Source organism: Gordonia amicalis NBRC 100051 = JCM 11271 (genome assembly GCF_000332995.1).
Classification (GTDB): Bacteria; Actinomycetota; Actinomycetes; order Mycobacteriales; family Mycobacteriaceae; genus Gordonia; species Gordonia amicalis.
On record NZ_BANS01000028.1, the window covers coordinates 63986 to 81246 of the forward strand.

At 68.7% G+C, this 17261-nt stretch carries 14 protein-coding genes; 12 read left to right on the forward strand and 2 right to left on the reverse strand.

Annotated elements, in window-relative coordinates; genetic code table 11:
* The 6 genes from argS to rho all read left to right on the forward strand — a co-directional run bounded on the left by argS (nucleotide 1) and on the right by rho (nucleotide 8920).
* Nucleotides 1–1653, forward strand: a complete 1653-nt coding sequence (gene argS, locus GOAMI_RS14430; protein WP_006437278.1) for an arginine--tRNA ligase — start codon at nucleotides 1–3, stop codon at nucleotides 1651–1653.
* A complete protein-coding gene (gene lysA, locus GOAMI_RS14435; RefSeq protein ID WP_006437279.1) occupies nucleotides 1650–3071 on the forward strand; it encodes a diaminopimelate decarboxylase in 1422 nt (473 codons plus the stop codon). Before argS ends, lysA begins: the two co-directional genes overlap by 4 nt.
* Nucleotides 3068–4411: a homoserine dehydrogenase gene (locus GOAMI_RS14440; protein WP_006437280.1), complete on the forward strand. Its 1344-nt coding sequence runs from the start codon at nucleotides 3068–3070 to the stop codon at nucleotides 4409–4411. The genes lysA and GOAMI_RS14440 overlap by 4 nt, the downstream gene beginning before the upstream one ends.
* Nucleotides 4404–5489 carry a threonine synthase gene (thrC, locus tag GOAMI_RS14445; protein ID WP_006437281.1) on the forward strand — a complete coding sequence of 362 codons (1086 nt, stop codon included), beginning with the start codon at nucleotides 4404–4406 and terminating at the stop codon, nucleotides 5487–5489. Before GOAMI_RS14440 ends, thrC begins: the two co-directional genes overlap by 8 nt.
* Nucleotides 5470–6474, forward strand: coding sequence for a homoserine kinase (gene thrB / locus GOAMI_RS14450; RefSeq protein ID WP_006437282.1), 1005 nt, complete (start codon nucleotides 5470–5472; stop codon nucleotides 6472–6474). Before thrC ends, thrB begins: the two co-directional genes overlap by 20 nt.
* A gap of 445 nt (nucleotides 6475–6919) precedes the next feature.
* Entirely contained in the window at nucleotides 6920–8920 is a 2001-nt protein-coding gene (gene rho, locus GOAMI_RS14455; protein WP_006437283.1) for a transcription termination factor Rho, read from the forward strand.
* Nucleotides 8921–9042: 122 nt separating this feature from the next.
* Here the strand turns inward: rho and GOAMI_RS14460 are convergent, their stop codons facing one another.
* Together GOAMI_RS14460 and GOAMI_RS14465 are read right to left on the reverse strand one after the other, a co-directional pair.
* Nucleotides 9043–9984, reverse strand: a complete 942-nt coding sequence (locus GOAMI_RS14460; protein WP_006437284.1) for a ChuX/HutX family heme-like substrate-binding protein — start codon at nucleotides 9982–9984, stop codon at nucleotides 9043–9045.
* Between the two features lie 22 nt (nucleotides 9985–10006).
* On the reverse strand, nucleotides 10007–11230 hold the full coding sequence (locus tag GOAMI_RS14465; protein WP_006437285.1) for a sulfite reductase subunit alpha: 1224 nt from the start codon (nucleotides 11228–11230) through the stop codon (nucleotides 10007–10009).
* Nucleotides 11231–11502: 272 nt separating this feature from the next.
* On the opposite strand from GOAMI_RS14465, the gene rpmE reads away from it, so the two are divergent.
* From rpmE to GOAMI_RS14495, 6 genes are all read left to right on the forward strand, one after another.
* Nucleotides 11503–11715: a 50S ribosomal protein L31 gene (rpmE, locus tag GOAMI_RS14470; protein ID WP_006360515.1), complete on the forward strand. Its 213-nt coding sequence runs from the start codon at nucleotides 11503–11505 to the stop codon at nucleotides 11713–11715.
* 134 nt (nucleotides 11716–11849) lie between these two features.
* On the forward strand, nucleotides 11850–12926 hold the full coding sequence (gene prfA / locus GOAMI_RS14475; RefSeq protein WP_006437286.1) for a peptide chain release factor 1: 1077 nt from the start codon (nucleotides 11850–11852) through the stop codon (nucleotides 12924–12926).
* A 5-nt stretch (nucleotides 12927–12931) separates the two neighbouring features.
* Nucleotides 12932–13810, forward strand: a complete 879-nt coding sequence (gene prmC, locus GOAMI_RS14480) for a peptide chain release factor N(5)-glutamine methyltransferase (RefSeq protein ID WP_006437287.1) — start codon at nucleotides 12932–12934, stop codon at nucleotides 13808–13810.
* A 48-nt stretch (nucleotides 13811–13858) separates the two neighbouring features.
* Nucleotides 13859–14512 (forward strand): L-threonylcarbamoyladenylate synthase, encoded by a 654-nt coding sequence (locus GOAMI_RS14485; RefSeq protein WP_006437288.1) that lies wholly within the window; start codon nucleotides 13859–13861, stop codon nucleotides 14510–14512.
* Nucleotide 14513: 1 nt separating this feature from the next.
* On the forward strand, nucleotides 14514–15737 hold the full coding sequence (gene glyA, locus GOAMI_RS14490) for a serine hydroxymethyltransferase (RefSeq protein ID WP_006437289.1): 1224 nt from the start codon (nucleotides 14514–14516) through the stop codon (nucleotides 15735–15737).
* Nucleotides 15738–15794: 57 nt separating this feature from the next.
* Entirely contained in the window at nucleotides 15795–16994 is a 1200-nt protein-coding gene (locus GOAMI_RS14495; RefSeq protein ID WP_006437290.1) for an MraY family glycosyltransferase, read from the forward strand.
* Nucleotides 16995–17261: the final 267 nt, after the last annotated feature.

The window sequence follows — 17261 nt, forward strand, 5'->3', positions numbered from 1 at the left end:
GTGACTCCCGCCGACCTGGCCGCGCTGCTGCGCGCCGTGACCCTGACCGTGGTCCGTGACCGCGGACTGGACGAGAACCTGGTGCCCGACTTGATCGTCGTCGAGCGCCCCCGTCACGCTGACCACGGCGATTACTCCACCAACGTCGCCCTGCAGCTCGGGAAGCGACTCGGTGTGGCGCCCCGTGAGCTGGCCGGATGGCTCGCCGACGCCTTCGCCGACGCCGAGGGCATCGCCAAGACCGACGTCGCGGGTCCCGGCTTCGTCAACATCTGGCTCGGTGCAGCCGCCCAGAACACCGTCGTCGCGACCGTGATGGAGCGGGGCGAGAGCTACGGCCGCGGCAAGGAGCTGGCCGGCTCGATCATCAACCTGGAGTTCGTCTCGGCGAACCCGACCGGACCGATCCACCTGGGCGGCACCCGCTGGGCCGCCGTCGGTGACGCACTCGGTCGTGTCCTGGCGGCTCGGGGCGCCGACGTGACGCGCGAGTACTACTTCAACGACCACGGCGCCCAGATCGATCGCTTCGCGCGTTCGCTCGAGGCCGCGGCGCTGGGCGAACCGACCCCGGAGGACGGCTACGCCGGCGACTACATCGCCGACATCGCGGCCAAGGTCACCGAGAAGGTGCCCGACGTGCTGTCCAAGCCCGAGGCCGACCGGGTCGAGACCTTCCGCGCCGTCGGCGTGGACCTGATGTTCGACCACATCAAGCAGAGCCTGCACGACTTCGGCACGGACTTCGACGTCTACACGCACGAGGACAAGATGTTCGCAACGGGCCTCGTCGACGAGTGCATCGAGGAGCTCAAGGGCAACGGCAACCTGTACGAGAGCGACGGCGCCTGGTGGCTGAAGTCCACCGACTTCGGTGACGACAAGGACCGTGTCGTCATCAAGAGCGACGGCAACGCCGCCTACATCGCCGGCGACATCGCCTACTACCGCGACAAGCGCAATCGCGGCTTCAACCTGTGCATCTACATGCTCGGCGCCGACCACCACGGCTACATCAGCCGCCTCAAAGCAGCTGCGGCCGCGCTCGGCGACGACCCGGCCACCGTCGAGGTGCTCATCGGCCAGATGGTCAATCTCGTCAAGGACGGCAAGCCGGTGCGCATGTCCAAGCGCGCGGGCACGGTCATCACGCTCGACGACCTCGTCGACGCCGTCGGGGTCGACGGTGCGCGGTATTCGCTGATCCGCTCGTCGGTCGACGTCAACATCGACATCGACCTCGACCTGCTGACCAAGCAGTCCAACGACAACCCGGTGTACTACGTGCAGTACGCGCACGCCCGGATGTCGGCGCTGGCGCGCAACGCCGCCGACCTCGGCGTGGTGTCCGCGCTCGATCACCTCGACCTGCTCGACGACCCGGCCGAGGGTGAATTGATCCGCACCATCGGCGATTTCGACGAAGTGGTCGCCACCGCGGCCTCCCTGCGCGAACCGCACCGCGTGTGCCGCTACCTCGAGGTCCTCGCCGGCACCTACCACCGCTTCTACGCCAAGTGTCGCGTCCTGCCCCAGGGCGACGAAAAGGTGGCCGACATCCACCGCGCCCGGCTCGCCCTGTGTGAGGCCACCCGTCAGGTCCTGGCCAACGGTCTCGGGCTCGTCGGCGTCAGCGCTCCGGAGCAGATGTGAGCGCGCACCCGGCCGGACCCCGGCACGCCGAACTGCTGGCCGCGCCGCATCTCGCGCAGCGGCCGAACGATCCGGCCGTCCTCGCCGCCATCCCGCCCCAGGTGTGGCCTCGCAACGCCGCCCGCGACGACTCGGGTGAGCTGCGCATCGCCGGCGTGCCGGTGAGCGAGCTGGCCGCCGAGTTCGGGACGCCGGCGTTCATCGTCGACGAGGCGGACTTCCGGTCCCGGTGCCGCGACATGATGGCGGCGTTCGGCCCCTACGGCCGGGTGCACTACGCGTCGAAGGCCTTCCTGAGCAGCGAGGTGGCCCGCTGGGTCGCCGACGAGGGACTGTCGCTGGACGTGTGCACCGGCGGCGAGCTCGCCATCGCCCTGCGCGCTGGTTTCCCGGCCGAACGAATCGCGTTGCACGGCAACAACAAGAGCCCTGAGGAGCTGGCCGCTGCGGTCGACGCCGGTGTCGGCCACGTGGTGCTCGACTCGATGATCGAGATCGACCGGCTCGACGCCATCTCCGGTGAGCGGGGCGCCGTCACCGACGTGCTCGTCCGCGTCACCGTCGGTGTCGAGGCGCACACCCACGAGTTCATCTCGACCGCCCACGAGGACCAGAAGTTCGGCTTCTCCCTCGCCGGCGGCGTCGCCATGGAGGCGATCCGACGGGTCTTCACCGCCGACAACCTGCGCCTCGTCGGTCTGCACAGCCACATCGGCTCGCAGATCTTCGACATGGACGGCTTCGAGCTGGCCGCCCATCGCGTCCTCGGGCTGCTGCACGATGTCGTCGACGAGTTCGGCGTCGAGAAGACCTCGCAGATCTCGATCGTGGATCTCGGTGGGGGATTAGGTATCTCGTACCTCGAGGAAGAGCGTCCGCTGCCGGTGCAGAAGGTTGCGGAGACCCTTGCCGACATCGTCCGCCGCGAGTCCGCCGCCGTGGGCCTGCCGATGCCGGTCATCGCCGTCGAACCCGGCCGGGCGATCGCCGGGCCGGGCACCATCACGCTGTATCGGGTGGGCACGGTCAAGGATGTGGAGATCGGCGGCGGCGCGGTGCGCCGCTACATCTCCGTCGACGGCGGCATGAGCGACAACATCCGTACGGTGCTCTACGACGCCGAATACGACGTCCGCCTGGTCTCGCGGGTCTCCGACGCACGCGCGGTGGTCTGTCGCGTCGTCGGAAAGCACTGTGAGAGTGGCGATATCGTGATCAAGGATTGCTGGCTGCCGGAGGACCTGGGCCCCGGTGACCTCATCGCGGTCGCCGCCACCGGTGCCTACTGTTACTCGATGTCGAGCCGCTACAACATGACCATGCGGCCGCCGGTCGTGGCCGTGTCCGATGGGAAGGCCCGCCTGATGCTGCGGCGCGAGACCATCGAAGACTTCCTCAGCCTGGAGGTGGGCTCGTGACCGGATCCGTCCAGAACGCAAGCGACACAAGCGAGGTGAATGCCGTGCGACCCATCGGGGTGGCGGTACTCGGAATGGGCAACGTCGGTGCAGAGGTGGTGCGGATCATCACCGAGAACGCCGACGACCTGCGATCGCGCGTGGGCGCGCCCGTGGAGATCCGCGGCGTCGCGGTGCGAGATCTCAACCGGCCGCGCAAGATCGGGCAGGAGTTGCTGACCGACGATCCCGCGGCGCTCGTCGCGCGCGACGACGTCGACATCGTCGTCGAACTCATGGGTGGCATCGACCCGGCCCGCGAGCTGATCCGTTCCGCGCTCGAGAGCGGCAAGTCGGTCGTGACCGCCAACAAGGCGTTGCTCGCCGAGTACACCGGCGAGCTCGCGACCGCGGCCGCCGAGGCGAAGGTCGACCTGTACTTCGAGGCAGCGGTCGCCGGTGCCATCCCGGTCGTCCGCCCGCTCATGCAGTCGCTGGCCGGCGACACGGTGGAGCGCGTCGCCGGGATCGTCAACGGCACCACCAACTTCATCCTCTCGGCGATGGACGAGACCGGCGCCGACTACGCCGATGCGCTCGCCGAGGCGGGTCGTCTCGGATACGCCGAGGCCGATCCGACGGCCGACGTCGAGGGTTACGACGCGGCGGCCAAGGCCGCGATCCTCGCGTCGATCGCCTTCCACACCCGGGTCACCGCTGCCGACGTGCACCGTCAGGGCATCTCCTCGGTCACCGCGGCCGACCTGCTCGCCGCCAAGAAGTTCGACTGCACGATCAAGCTGCTCTCGATCTGCGAGCGCGTACGCGACGTCGATGGCTCGCAGCGGATCTCGGCGCGTGTGTACCCGGCGCTGATCCCGCTGACCCACCCGCTGGCCACCGTCAACGGGGCCTTCAACGCGGTCGTGGTCGAGGCGGAGAACGCCGGCCGGCTGATGTTCTACGGGCAGGGCGCCGGTGGTTCGCCCACCGCGTCGGCCGTGCTCGGTGACATGGTGATGGCGGCGCGCAACCGCGTCCACGGCGGTCGTGGCCCACTCGAATCGACCTACGCTTCGTTGCCGATCGCACCGATCGACGACGTGTTCACCCGCTACTACATCTCGATGCGCGTGTCCGACCGTCCGGGCGTGCTCGCCCAGGTCGCCGGTGAGTTCACGAAGCGGTCGGTCAGCATTGCCGCCGTGCGCCAGGAAGGCGCAGGCGACGACGCCCGCCTGATCGTGGTGACCCATCGGGCCCCCGACCGCGCGCAGTCGGATTGCGTTGCGGCGCTAAAAGACATGGACGCCGTCATCAAGGTGTCGAGTGTGTTGCGATTGGAAGGTACCGATGACTGAAGCGACTTCTGCGCCCGTGCACCGCGCGTGGCCCGGCCTGATCGAGGCATACCGTTCGCGGCTGCCCGTCGCCGACGACTGGAAGGTCGTCACCCTGCTCGAGGGTGGCACCCCGCTGATCAGCGCCCCGCACCTGTCGTCGCTGACCGGTTGTGAGGTCTACCTCAAGGTCGAGGGTCTCAACCCGACCGGTTCGTTCAAGGACCGCGGCATGACGATGGCCGTGAGCAACGCGGTCAACAACGGCAAGACCGCGGTGCTGTGCGCCTCGACGGGCAACACCTCCGCCTCGGCGGCAGCCTATGCGACCCGCGCCGGGATCACCTGCGCCGTCCTGATCCCGCAGGGCAAGATCGCGATGGGCAAGCTCGCGCAGGCGGTCATGCACGGCGCCAAGATCATCCAGGTGCAGGGCAACTTCGACGACTGCCTCGAGCTCGCGCGCAAGGCCACCGCGGAGTTCGACGAGATCGAGCTCGTGAACTCGGTCAACCCGGCCCGCATCGAGGGGCAGAAGACGGCCGCCTTCGAGATCGTCGACGTCCTCGGTCGCGCACCCGACGTACACGCGTTGCCGGTCGGCAACGCCGGCAACATCACGGCCTACTGGAAGGGCTACACCGAGTACCACGCCGACGGCGTGTCGTCCTCGCTGCCCCGCATGCTCGGTGTGCAGGCCGCCGGGGCGGCTCCGCTGGTGAACGGCGCTCCCGTCAAGGAGCCGGAGACCATCGCGACCGCGATCCGCATCGGGTCGCCCGCGAGCTGGAACCAGGCCGTCGCGGCCAAGGAGGAGTCGAACGGGCAGTTCCGCGCGGCCACCGACGAGAAGCTGCTCGAGGCCTACCGCCTGATCGCGGGCAAGGAAGGCGTCTTCGTGGAGCCGGCGTCCGCAGCGAGCGTGGCCGGGCTTCTCGCAGCAAGCGCCGACGGCTGGATCGAGGCCGGCTCGACCGTGGTGTGCACCGTGACCGGCAACGGTCTCAAGGACCCGGACACGGCTCTGGCCGGTATCCCCGAGGTCGAGGCGATCCCGGTCGATCCGGTGGCAGTGGCGAATGCCCTCGGTGTCGGCTGAGACCGCCGGAGTCGAGGAGATGACGCAGAACGGCGAGATGACCGATCCCGGGGTGGCGACGCGACAGCTACCCGTGGGTCTCTCGACGCGCGTCCGGGTGCCGGCGTCGAGTGCCAACCTCGGACCGGGATTCGACTGTCTGGGCATCGCTTTGGGCATCTACGACGAAGTGATCGTGGAAACCGTCGAGGCCGGGGTCGTTCTCGACGTCGAGGGGGAGGGCTCCGCCGACGTTCCCCGCGACGAGTCCCATCTCGTGGTGCGTGCCCTCAATCACGGTCTCGCGCACGCCGGAGTGTCCGCCCCGGGCCTGAAGTTGCGCTGCATCAACCAGATCCCGCATTCGCGGGGCCTCGGTTCCTCGGCCGCGGCCGCGGTCTCCGGCCTCGCCGCCGCGTCCGGCCTGATCTCTGCCGCAGGATTCGGCGTGGGCCTGTCCACCGACGAACTGGTTCAGTTGTCCAGTGAGTTCGAGGGACACCCCGACAACGCCGCCGCGAGCGTCCTCGGTTCGGCCGTCGTCACCTGGACGGACACCGCCGACGAGGTGAACTCGTATCACGCCCACCGGCTGTCGGTGCATCCCGATGTGTGCGCGACCGTCTTCGTCCCCGACACCGAGTCGTCGACGTCATTCACCCGTGGACTTCTGCCGGACGCGGTGCCGCGCGCCGACGCGGTCTTCAACCTGAGCCGCGCCGCGCTCGCCGTCGTGGCCCTGGCCTCGGACCCGCGCAATCTCATGGCCGCCTCCGCGGACCGGTTGCACCAGCCCTATCGTGCGTCGGCGATGGTCCCGACCAGCGACCTCGTCGCCGAACTGCGTGCACGCGGCCACGCCGCGACGGTCTCCGGCGCCGGTCCCACGGTCCTGGTGCTGGGTACCGCGCCGATCCCGGCCGACATCCGGGTACTCGCCCAGGGACTCGGCTTCACCACCCACTCGGTGGCCATCGCCGGCGGCGTGGACATCAGCGCGGGCTGAGGTCGCAGCGCTCGTCACACGCCGAAGCGTTTCGTTCCGGGGACCGGGGGGAATACCTGACGGGCAACGCGCGTTGGGAACGAGGTGTTCAGCGGTGTCTCGCCGAGGACCACAGCCTCCGATTCGGAGCCTCATTTGGCGCTTTCGGCGTGTTGCCCCTATCATGCGAACGGGGTTAACATATTCTGGTCTAGCCGCGCGGGCTTGTCCTGCCGTGCTTCTCATCCATCACCGATCGGTGACACCGATCGTATCCGGCCGGGGTCGTGGGTCTCTGTCGACGGTGCCGAAGCGCGGGTGGCTCCCGAGCACGCTCGCAGCGGGACCGAACATCTCTCTGACCGTTCACCCCCACCGTCCAACGCGGACGGACTCCCTCGCGTACACAGCAGGGAAACGTAGACCTCACGCAGCTTCCGTCTGCGGGAGGAACGAAAGGACTTCCGTGACAGATACGGACCTGATCACCGCACCTGCCGAGCAGGAATCCGCGGGTTCGGCCGGCCCTGACTCGGGGCAACCGGCCAAGACACGCGCTCGCGCAGCCCGTACCGGCCTGTCCGGCATGGTGCTCAGCGAACTGCGGACCGTAGCCGGTGAACTCGGCATCAAGGGCACGTCCGGCATGCGCAAGGGCGACTTGATCGCCGCCATCAAGGAGCGCCAGTCCGGTGCCGCCGGCAAGAGTGCGGACGCCAAGGCCGAGGCCAAGAGCCCCGAAGTCAAGAACGTCGACGCCAAGGCGGCCGACGTCAAGGCAGCCGACGCCAAGGCGGAAACCAAGGCCACCGAGACCAGGCGCCGCAGCGCCAAGGCCTCGTCCGAGGACGGGCAGCTGTCGATCGTCGAGTCCGCCGGTGACGGCGATTCCGGTCGGGCACCCCGCTCCGCGGGCAAGAAGACCACGGCTCCGGAGGCGGGTGAGCAGAACGCCGACCAGCCCAAGGGCGGCGAGCAGAAGGCCGACGCCACGGGTGAATCAGCCAAGGTCGGCGACTCCGAAGGCAGTGAGCAGCGCAACCGCCGCAACCGGAACCAGAACCGGGACAACCAGAACCGGGACAACCAGAACCGCGAGGGCGGCCAGAGCCGCGAGAGTGGTCAGAACCGCGACAACCAGAACCGCGAGGGCGGCCAGAACCGCGAGGGCGGCCAGAACCGCGGCGGCGGTCCGAACCGCGACGATCGCGATGACGACGGCGAAGGCGGTGGTCGCCGCCGCGGACGTCGTTTCCGCGAGCGTCGTCGTGGGCGCGACCGCGACACCCAGAACGAGCCGCAGGTCTCCGAAGACGACGTGTTGCAGCCCGTCGCCGGCATCCTCGACGTGCTCGACAACTACGCGTTCGTCCGGACCTCGGGTTACCTCGCCGGCTCCAACGACGTCTATGTGTCGATGAATCTGGTGCGCAAGAACGGACTTCGACGCGGCGACGCCATCACCGGTGCGGTCAAGGTGCCGCGGGAGGGTGACCAGCAGAACCAGCGCCAGAAGTTCAACCCGCTGGTGCGCCTCGACACCGTCAACGGCGGTGACGTGGAGGCCGCGAAGAAGCGTCCGGAGTTCAACAAGCTGACCCCGCTGTACCCGAATCAGCGGCTGCGTCTGGAGACCACGCCGGATCGGCTGTCGACGCGTGTGATCGACCTGATCATGCCGATCGGCAAGGGACAGCGCGCACTGATCGTCTCGCCGCCGAAGGCCGGTAAGACGACGATCCTCCAGGACATCGCCAACGCGATCACGGTGAACAATCCGGAATGTCACCTCATGGTGGTCCTCGTCGACGAGCGTCCCGAAGAGGTCACCGACATGCAGCGCTCGGTCAAGGGTGAGGTCATCGCCTCGACCTTCGATCGTCCGCCGTCAGACCACACCTCGGTCGCCGAGCTCGCCATCGAGCGCGCCAAGCGTCTCGTCGAGAGCGGCAAAGACGTTGTGGTTCTTCTGGACTCGATCACCCGTTTGGGTCGCGCGTACAACAACGCGTCGCCGGCGTCGGGCCGAATCCTCTCCGGTGGTGTCGATTCGACCGCCCTGTATCCCCCGAAGCGGTTCCTCGGTGCGGCGCGCAACATCGAGAACGGCGGGTCGCTGACCATCATCGCCACCGCGATGGTCGAGACCGGTTCGACCGGTGACACGGTCATCTTCGAGGAGTTCAAGGGCACCGGCAATGCCGAGCTCAAGCTCGATCGCAAGATCTCCGAGCGTCGTGTGTTCCCCGCGGTCGACGTCAATCCGTCGGGTACCCGCAAGGACGAACTCCTGCTCTCGCCGGATGAGTTCGCGATCGTGCACAAGCTGCGTCGTCTGCTGTCCGGGCTCGATTCGCAGCAGGCGATCGACCTTCTGATCAGTCAGCTCAAGAAGACCAAGACGAACATCGAGTTCCTGATGTCGGTCCAGAAGACCGCGCCGGGAGCCGGCGGCAACGACGACTGACGACGCGCAGTCGGCGAACAGCAACCGACCGACGGGCCCCGTCTCGCATCACGCGGGACGGGGCCCGTCTGGTTTGTGTGTGCTTGCTCCCTGAGTAGCGAGCTTGCGAGCGTATCGAAGGGTCAGGAGGCCAGATCGCCGGTCAGGTGATCCCACGATTCCGACGCTGCGCGGGGAACGGCTCCCGTGTGCGTGACGACCAGGCAGCAGCGTGAGCGCCGGTCGTAGATCTCGACGGCCGCGGTCGGGCCGCAGGCGCCCTGCGACCAGGTGACCCAGCACTGCTCGACGTGGTTGAAGTCGACCATCACCCGAGACCTGCCGGACGCGAGCACCATCTGCCCGCGGTGTTCGCGAGCGCCGTCGAGCCGGTCCTGGCGCATCTGCATGCATCCCGGAGCCGCGGCCGCGACGGTGACCGTCATCCCGAGCAGGGCGGCGTGTTCGAGCGCGCCGATGACGCGGCGGGTGTCGACACGGATGCCACGTGCGCCATGTCCCTGCGTCAGCGACCGAAGCCGGGAGGTGCCGCCGTCGAGCAGAATCGAGTCGAAGAGCCCGATCTGGTCGTCGTGGCGGTCGGGCAGGGCGTCCGGGATGTACTCCGGGCCCACGAACGCCGGCGCGGCAGCGGGGTCCGGGCGGTGGCCGGCCGATACCGACGTGGCCAGGGACAATGACTCGAAGGCGAGGCGGTCGGAGTTCTCGGTCAGGTACGTCGCGTGCGCGGTGTTGCCGAGCAAGTCGAACAGTCGCAGCGTGGGCGGCACAAGCGCAGACGGGTCGGTCCGAAGGGTCGAGGACAACCGGGAGGGGTTGAGCCGCAAGGAGATCTGCTCGTCGCCGACGTGGAGCGGCCCGCCCGGCGACGTCGGGACCCCGTGCACCCCGATCGCGTTCATGATCACCGGTCCGGCGACCGTGACACCGACGACCTCGGCGAGCGAGGGGAGTCGGGCGGCGATGCCGTCGATGTCTGAACTGATCGAGGAGGCGCCGAAACCAGGTGTGCCGAGCAGGGTTTCGAGGTCGCTCGGTCGTGTCGGATCGGTGGGGTCGGGCACGGTGCGTCGATCTCGCGTCGGCTCAGTAGACGTCGCGAGCGTAGCGGCCCGCGGCGCGGAGCGCGTCGACGTAGTCACGAGCGCCGTCGGAGTCGACACCGCCGTGCTGGGCGACGATCTCGTGCAGGGCGGCGTCGACGTCGCCGGCCATCGTGGCGGCATCACCGCACACGTACACGTGGGCGCCCTTCTCGAGCCAGGCGAACAGATCCGCACCGTTCTCGCGCATCCGGTCCTGCACGTAGACCTTGTGGTCCTGGTCCCGGGAGAAGGCCAGGTCCAGGCGGTCCAGCAGGCCGTCGGTGACGAACCGATCGATCTCGTCGGCGTAGAGGTAGTCGGTGTCGCGGTGCTGGTCACCGAAGAAGAGCCAGTTCGATCCGGTCGAACCGGTGGCCGCACGGTGGTGGAGGAAGCCGCGGAACGGCGCGATGCCGGTCCCCGGGCCGATCATGATGGCCGGCGCCTCGTCGTCGGGGAGCCGGAAGGTCTTGTTGGGGGTGATGAAGACGTTCACCGTGTCGCCGGGTGCACAGCGGTCGGCGAGGTGCGTCGAGCAGACACCGCCGCGCTCGCGATCATCGGCGACGTAACGCACGGTCGCCATCGTGATGTGCACGGTTCCCGCATGGACCGTCGGGCTGGAGGAGATCGAGTACTCGCGGTGGGCGAGGGGGCTGAGCTCCTCGAGGAGTTCCTCGGGTGCGAACGTCAGGGTGGGATCGATGTTCAGCAGGTCGAGGACGTCGCGGCCGCGGAGCCACGTGTCGAGCGCCTGTGCGTCACCGGCCTCGATCAGACGGGTCAGCTGCTCATGGCCCGTACGTTCGGCCACCGCCTTGGCGAGATACTTCGACGGGCAGCCGATCTCGTAGCGCGTGGCGAGGGACTCACGCAGGCTGTAGGTGCCCTTGCGGTCGGCGATGATCTCGTCGCCGGCCGCGCCCAGGCGCTCGAGGAGGAGATCCACCAGGGCGGGGTCGTTGACCGGGGTGATGCCGATGCCGTCGCCCGGTTCGTAGGTGATCCCGCTGTCGCCCAGGGAGATCTCGAGGTGCCGCACCTCCTTGGCCGATCCCGGACCCGACAGCACGGTGTTGGTCAGGATCGTCGCGGGGTACGGGTTCCGGCGGTTCCACGGCGACCGGACCGGCTTGCGCCGTGCGGGCGCGGTCCGCGACGTCGACGACTCATCCGGGGTGGTGCGCAGTGGCGTGCCGGTACCGGCCGGAGCGGCGTCGTACATCGAGGATCCTTCGTGGTCGCAGACGGTGGGGCGCGGCGGGTTGGCCGTCGGCCACCGTACTATCTTTAGGGCACCCTTACGACCCCCTCGGGGTGTGATGTTCGCCCGGGAATCAATCCGGTGGCCATGCCGTTGACCAACCTGCGGCCGCCGCGTCCACGATTTCCGTCGTGAACCGCGCACATGGCATACTGAGCGGTCGAGTCCGGTTCCGGTTCACACCGTCGAGAGGCGACGGTGACCCGGCGACCACAGAAAGGGACGCACCAGACATGAAGCAGGGAATCCACCCCGAGTACGCGGCGACCACCGTCGTCTGCGGCTGCGGCAACACGTTCGAGACCCGCAGCACCGCTGCCAACGGTCGTATCAATGTCGAAGTCTGCTCGCAGTGCCACCCGTTCTACACGGGCAAGCAGAAGATCCTCGACACCGGCGGCCGTGTCGCCCGGTTCGAGAAGCGCTACGGCAAGCGCGCCAAGTAGACCACGCTGCGACGCCCGCCCGACGCCGAGTCGGGACGGGCGTCGTTTGTGTTTGGTCGTCATCGCCCGATTTCCAGGTCTCGTGCCGAAGCACTCTTCGGCGGTGAGTTCCGTCTCTACAAGTGAGGTTCGCAGTGAGTACGCAGAGTCCGTCGGCCATCGATGACATCCTGGCCGAGCACTCCGGTCTCGAGCGTCAGCTGTCCGACCCCTCGCTTCACGACGACCCGGCCGCCGCTCGCCGTGTCGGGAAGCGATTCGCCGAGCTCGCCCCGGTGATGGCGACCTACAACAAGCTCAAGGCGGCCCGCGAGGACCTCGAGGCGGCGCGTGAACTCGCCGCGGATGATGCGTCGTTCGCCGCCGAGCTCCCCGCCCTCGAGGCGACCGTCGAGGAGCTCGACGCGACGCTCACCGATCTCCTCGCCCCCCGGGATCCGCACGACAGCGACGACGTGGTGCTCGAGATCAAGTCCGGCGCCGGCGGCGAGGAATCGGCGCTGTTCGCCTCCGACCTCGCACGCATGTACCTCAAGTACTGCGAGCGGCACGGCTGGAAGGTGCAGATCCTCGGCGTCACCGAATCCGACCTGGGCGGCTACAAAGAGGCGACCCTGTCGATCAAGTCCAAGGAGACGGTCCGGGACGGCGTGTGGTCGCGCCTCAAGTTCGAGGGCGGCGTGCACCGCGTGCAGCGAGTGCCCGTGACCGAGTCCCAGGGACGTATCCACACCTCGGCGGCGGGGGTGCTCATCTATCCCGAGCCCGAAGAGGTGGCCGAGGTCGCGATCGACGAATCCGACCTGCGCATCGACGTCTACCGATCGTCGGGCAAGGGCGGTCAGGGCGTCAACACCACCGACTCGGCGGTGCGTATCACCCACCTGCCCACCGGTATCGTCGTGACCTGTCAGAACGAGCGGTCGCAGCTCCAGAACAAGGCCCGCGCGATGCAGGTCCTCGCCGCCCGTCTCCAGTCGGCGGCGGAGGAGGAGGCCGAGGCCGCGGCCGCCGAGGGTCGCGCCGCGCAGATCCGCACCGTCGACCGTTCCGAGCGCATCCGTACCTACAACTTTCCCGAGAACCGCATCACCGATCACCGCATCGGATACAAGGCGAACAATCTCGATGCCGTACTCGCCGGGGACATGGACAACCTGCTCGACGCGCTCGTCACCGCCGAGCGCCAGGCCCGCATGGAAGCCGAATAACCCCGATGTCGGACGCGCCGGTCCGGGTGGCCGACGAAATCCGCGGCGCCATCGCACAACTGGCGGCCGCCGGGATCGACTCGGCGCGGCGGGACGCCGAATGGCTGATGGCGCACGTCCTCGCGTGTGACCCCGGGCGGCTGATCGTCATCGACACGATCGACGACGCGCACGTGCGCGAGTTCCGGGCGGCAATCGATCAGCGGGCGCATCGAATACCGTTGCAGCACATCGTCGGTACCGCGGCCTTCGGTCCGATCGAGCTCGCCGTCGGGCCGGGTGTGTTCATCCCGCGGCCGGAGACCGAGTTCCTGCTCGAATGGGCGGTGTCGGCCGCCGCGACAATGGCGGCTCCGCTGCGGATCGTCGATCTGTGCAGCGGTAGCGGTGCCCTGGCCATCGCCCTGGCGACAATGGTCGGGTCCGCGCGTGTGGCGGCCGTCGAGATATCTGATGACGCCCTGAAGTGGCTGCGGCGCAACGTGTCCGATACGCCGGAGGCGGTCCGGGAGCGGATCGACGTGTTCGCCGCCGACGTCACCGACGCTGCGCAGATCGGCCGGGTCATACCGGCGGGGAGTGTCTCGGTCGTCGTGACCAATCCGCCCTACGTGCCGCGGCGGTCGGCGGTCGGTCCCGAGGTGGACCATGATCCGGAGCGCGCCGTCTTCGCCGGCGACGACGGCATGAGCGTGATCATCCCGATGGTGCCGGTCATCGCGACCATGCTCACCGCGGGTGGTGTCGTCGGGATCGAACACGACGACACGACCTCCGACGCCGTCGTCGACTGTCTGCGCGCCCATGGCGCATTCGACGAGGTGACCGCCCACACCGATCTGGCGGGCCGTCCTCGCTTCGTGACCGCGCGCCGGATCGCCTGAGGCGCGTCTCGCGGGGGATCCCGACCGGCGGCATGACAGGATGGTCGCGTGAGCATTGTTTTCGACTGCAACGATCCGCAGAGCCGTTCGGCGGGCATTCGCGCGGCCGTCGGAGCGGCGAAGGCGGGACGCCTGGTGGTGGTCCCCACCGACACCCTGTACGGAGTCGGTTGCGACGCCTTCGATTCCGACGCCGTCGGCTCGCTGCTCGCGGCCAAACACCGTGGCCGGGACATGCCCGTGCCGGTCCTCGTGGGTTCCTGGCACTCGATCGACGGGCTCGTGCTGTCCGTCCCGCAGGCCGCCCGCGACCTGATCGAGGCGTTCTGGCCGGGCGGTCTGAGTCTCGTTGTCCGACAAGCTCCTTCGCTGGCCTGGGATCTCGGTGACACCGATGGCACAGTGATGCTGCGCATGCCGCTGCATCCGGTCGCGATCGAGCTGTTGCGCGAGGTCGGGCCGATGGCGGTCTCGAGCGCGAACGTGTCGGGCCGTCCGCCCGCCACCACCGTCGACGAGGCCCGTGAACAACTCGGCGACGAGATCTCGGTCTACCTCGACGGCGGACCCGCGCCGGTCGCACAGGCGTCGACGATCGTCGACGTCTCGGGTGCACAGCCGCGCATCCTGCGCGAAGGTGCCATCACGGCCGAGGCCGTGGCCGAGGTCCTCGACGTCGATCCCGCCTCGCTGCGTGGGTGAGATGCCGCCGGGCACCGGTTCGACGGGTGACCCGCGGGTCGACGCGCTGATCGACCGGGAGTCGACGCGCCGGCGCTCGTGGCTGCAGTTGCTCGCGAGCGAGACCGAGCCCACGCCGGGCGTACGTGCCGCGATGGCCTCGGCCTTCGACGCGAAGTACGCCGAGGGACGGCCCGGCTCGCGCTATCACGGCGGATGCGAGGTCGCCGACGAACTCGAGGAACTCGCGATCGGCCGGGCGCGGGACCTCTTCGGGGCCGGTCACGTCGATGTCCAGCCGCTGTCGGGGAGTGCGACGAATCTCGCCGTCTACGCCGCGTTCGCCCAGCCCGGCGATCCGGTGCTCGCCCTGCGCCTCGAGCACGGCGGTCATCAGACCCACGGTTCGCGCGCCAACTTCTCCGGACGATGGTTCTCGCCCCTGCACTACGAGGTCCGCCGCGAGGACGAGTACATCGACTACGACCAGGTCAGGGAACTCGCCCTGGTGCACCGGCCGCGGATCCTCGTCGCGGGCGCCACGTCGTATTCGCGGTCCTTCGACTATCCGCTCCTGCGGGCGATCGCCGACGAGGCCGAGTGCATCCTGCTGGTCGACGCGGCGCATCTCGCCGGTCACGTGGCCGCCGGTCTGCTCCCGTCGCCGGTTCCGTACGCCGACGTCGTCACCTTCTCCACCAACAAGGTGTTCCGCGGACCGCGCGGCGGGGTCATCCTGGGCCGCGCCGAGCACTCCGACGCGCTGCTCAAGGCCGTTCACCCGTTCGTCCAGGGCGGTCCGTCCATGCACGCGATCGCCGCCAAGGCGGTCACCTTCCACGACGCGGGCACCGCGGACTTCGCGTCCTACGTGCGGGCGACCGCCGACAATGCGCGCAGGCTCGCCGACGCCCTGACGGAACGAGGGCTGCGCGTCGTCTCCGGGGGCACCGACACCCATCTCGCGGTGGTCGACGTGTCCGCGCTCGGTATCTCGGGGTCCGCGGCGCAGGATCGGCTCAACAGGTCCGGGATCGTGGTCGACAAAGCGGTCCTGCCGTTCGACGAACGTTCCGTCTCAGAGGGATCGGGCATCCGGATCGGGACCCCCGCGGCCACCTCCCGGGGCCTGACGGCGGACATGATCCCGGCCGTCGCCGACGCGATGCTGGCAGCGCTGTCGACCGAGGACCTCTCGACGCACGATCGGATCCACCGTGAGATCAGCGACCTGGCATGCGGGTAGCGTTGTCCGGGTGTCCGAGACGTCCCGAGCGACCTCCACAGACCGGGTGGTGAGCCGATGATCGAGGCCGCCCCGGTGGTGCTCGCGGCCGCGACCGACGGGGGAGGGGCCGGTGTCCCGCTGCGCGAGTTGCTGCTCGTCGGTCTCACCGCCGCCGCGATGACGTATCTGCTGACCTCGGCAGTGCGCGTGTTCGCGATCAAGGCCGGTGCGGTCGCCGTGCCGCGTGTGCGCGACGTCCATGTCATCCCGACCCCGCGGCTCGGAGGCCTCGGCATGTTCGGCGGGGTGGTGGCCGGTATCGCGCTCGCCGCCAACCTGCCCGCACTCAATCGGGGCTTCGCCTACACCACGGACCTGACCGCGGTCATCACCGCGGGGACCGTGATCGTCCTCGTCGGTGTCGTCGACGACCGGTGGGGTCTGGATGCCCTGACGAAGTTCGTCGGACAGCTGACCGCCGCCGGGGTCCTGGTGCTCCTCGGCATCTCCTGGATCCAGGTGCCCGTGCCGTTCGCCGACATCGGGACCCTCGTGCTGGATCCACTGCAGGCAGGCCTGCTCACGGTGGCCGTCACGGTGGCGACGATCAACGCGATCAACTTCGTCGACGGCCTGGATGGTCTGGCTGCCGGGCTGGGACTCATCGCCGCGTCAGCGATCTGCATGTTCTCCCTCGGTCTGCTCCGCGACCAGGGCGGTGACGTCAGCTACTATCCGCCGGCGCTCATCGCCGTCGCCCTCGCCGGCGCCTGCCTCGGATTCCTGCCGCACAACTTCTCGCCCGCCCGCATCTTCATGGGCGACTCGGGCGCGATGCTGATCGGGCTGATGCTGGCCGCCGCGTCGACGAGCGCGTCGGGTCGCATCGCGGTGAACGCCTACGGACCGGCGGACATCTTCACCCTGCTGTCACCGCTGATCCTGGTGGCCGCCGTGGTCTTCATCCCGATGCTCGACATGCTCCTCGCGGTGATCCGCCGGACGCGGGCGGGCGTCGGTTTCTACACCCCCGACAAGATGCACCTGCACCACCGGCTGCTCGAGCTCGGACACTCCCAGCGGCGCGTCGCGCTGATCATCTATCTCTGGGTGGGCGTCCTGGCGTTCTCCGCCGCGGCGAGCACGCTGTTCCCGCTCTCGGTGGTCGCGCCGATGTTCGGGGCGGGTCTGGTGGTGGCGCTGCTGGTCACCATGGCGCCTCGTCTGCATCGCCGGTTCGCGGAGCTGCGCACCGCGACGAAGGCCTTCCGCTGACGTGTGCGTATGCTGCTGTGCGCGAGGCGCATCCAGCACTGACCGCCCCTTGGTAAGGGGACAGTAAAACTCGTGTACTATCTCGTGTAGTAGGTCGACGTCGGTCTGGCGGTGGCACTTCGGAACTCCGGAGGGCGAACGCCGTGACGCCGTCGGCGCTCCACCTCCCCGGCGAGGTGCACACCCCCTGGGCTGCGCGTCATCCGGTGTTGGTAGTGTCACAGAAAACCGCGAGCTTACGTTCGGCCATACCAGCTGATCGCACGC

Excerpts from the sequence above, each read along its gene's own strand:
- thrC (WP_006437281.1), top strand. The coding sequence starts at position 4,404 with ATGACTGAAGCGACTTCTGCGCCCGTGCACCGCGCGTGGCCCGGCCTG.
- thrB (WP_006437282.1), top strand. The coding sequence starts at position 5,470 with ATGCCCTCGGTGTCGGCTGAGACCGCCGGAGTCGAGGAGATGACGCAG.
- GOAMI_RS14465 (WP_006437285.1), bottom strand. The coding sequence starts at position 11,230 with ATGTACGACGCCGCTCCGGCCGGTACCGGCACGCCACTGCGCACCACC.
- rpmE (WP_006360515.1), top strand. The coding sequence starts at position 11,503 with ATGAAGCAGGGAATCCACCCCGAGTACGCGGCGACCACCGTCGTCTGC.
- prmC (WP_006437287.1), top strand. The coding sequence starts at position 12,932 with ATGTCGGACGCGCCGGTCCGGGTGGCCGACGAAATCCGCGGCGCCATC.
- glyA (WP_006437289.1), top strand. The coding sequence starts at position 14,514 with ATGCCGCCGGGCACCGGTTCGACGGGTGACCCGCGGGTCGACGCGCTG.
- GOAMI_RS14495 (WP_006437290.1), top strand. The coding sequence starts at position 15,795 with ATGATCGAGGCCGCCCCGGTGGTGCTCGCGGCCGCGACCGACGGGGGA.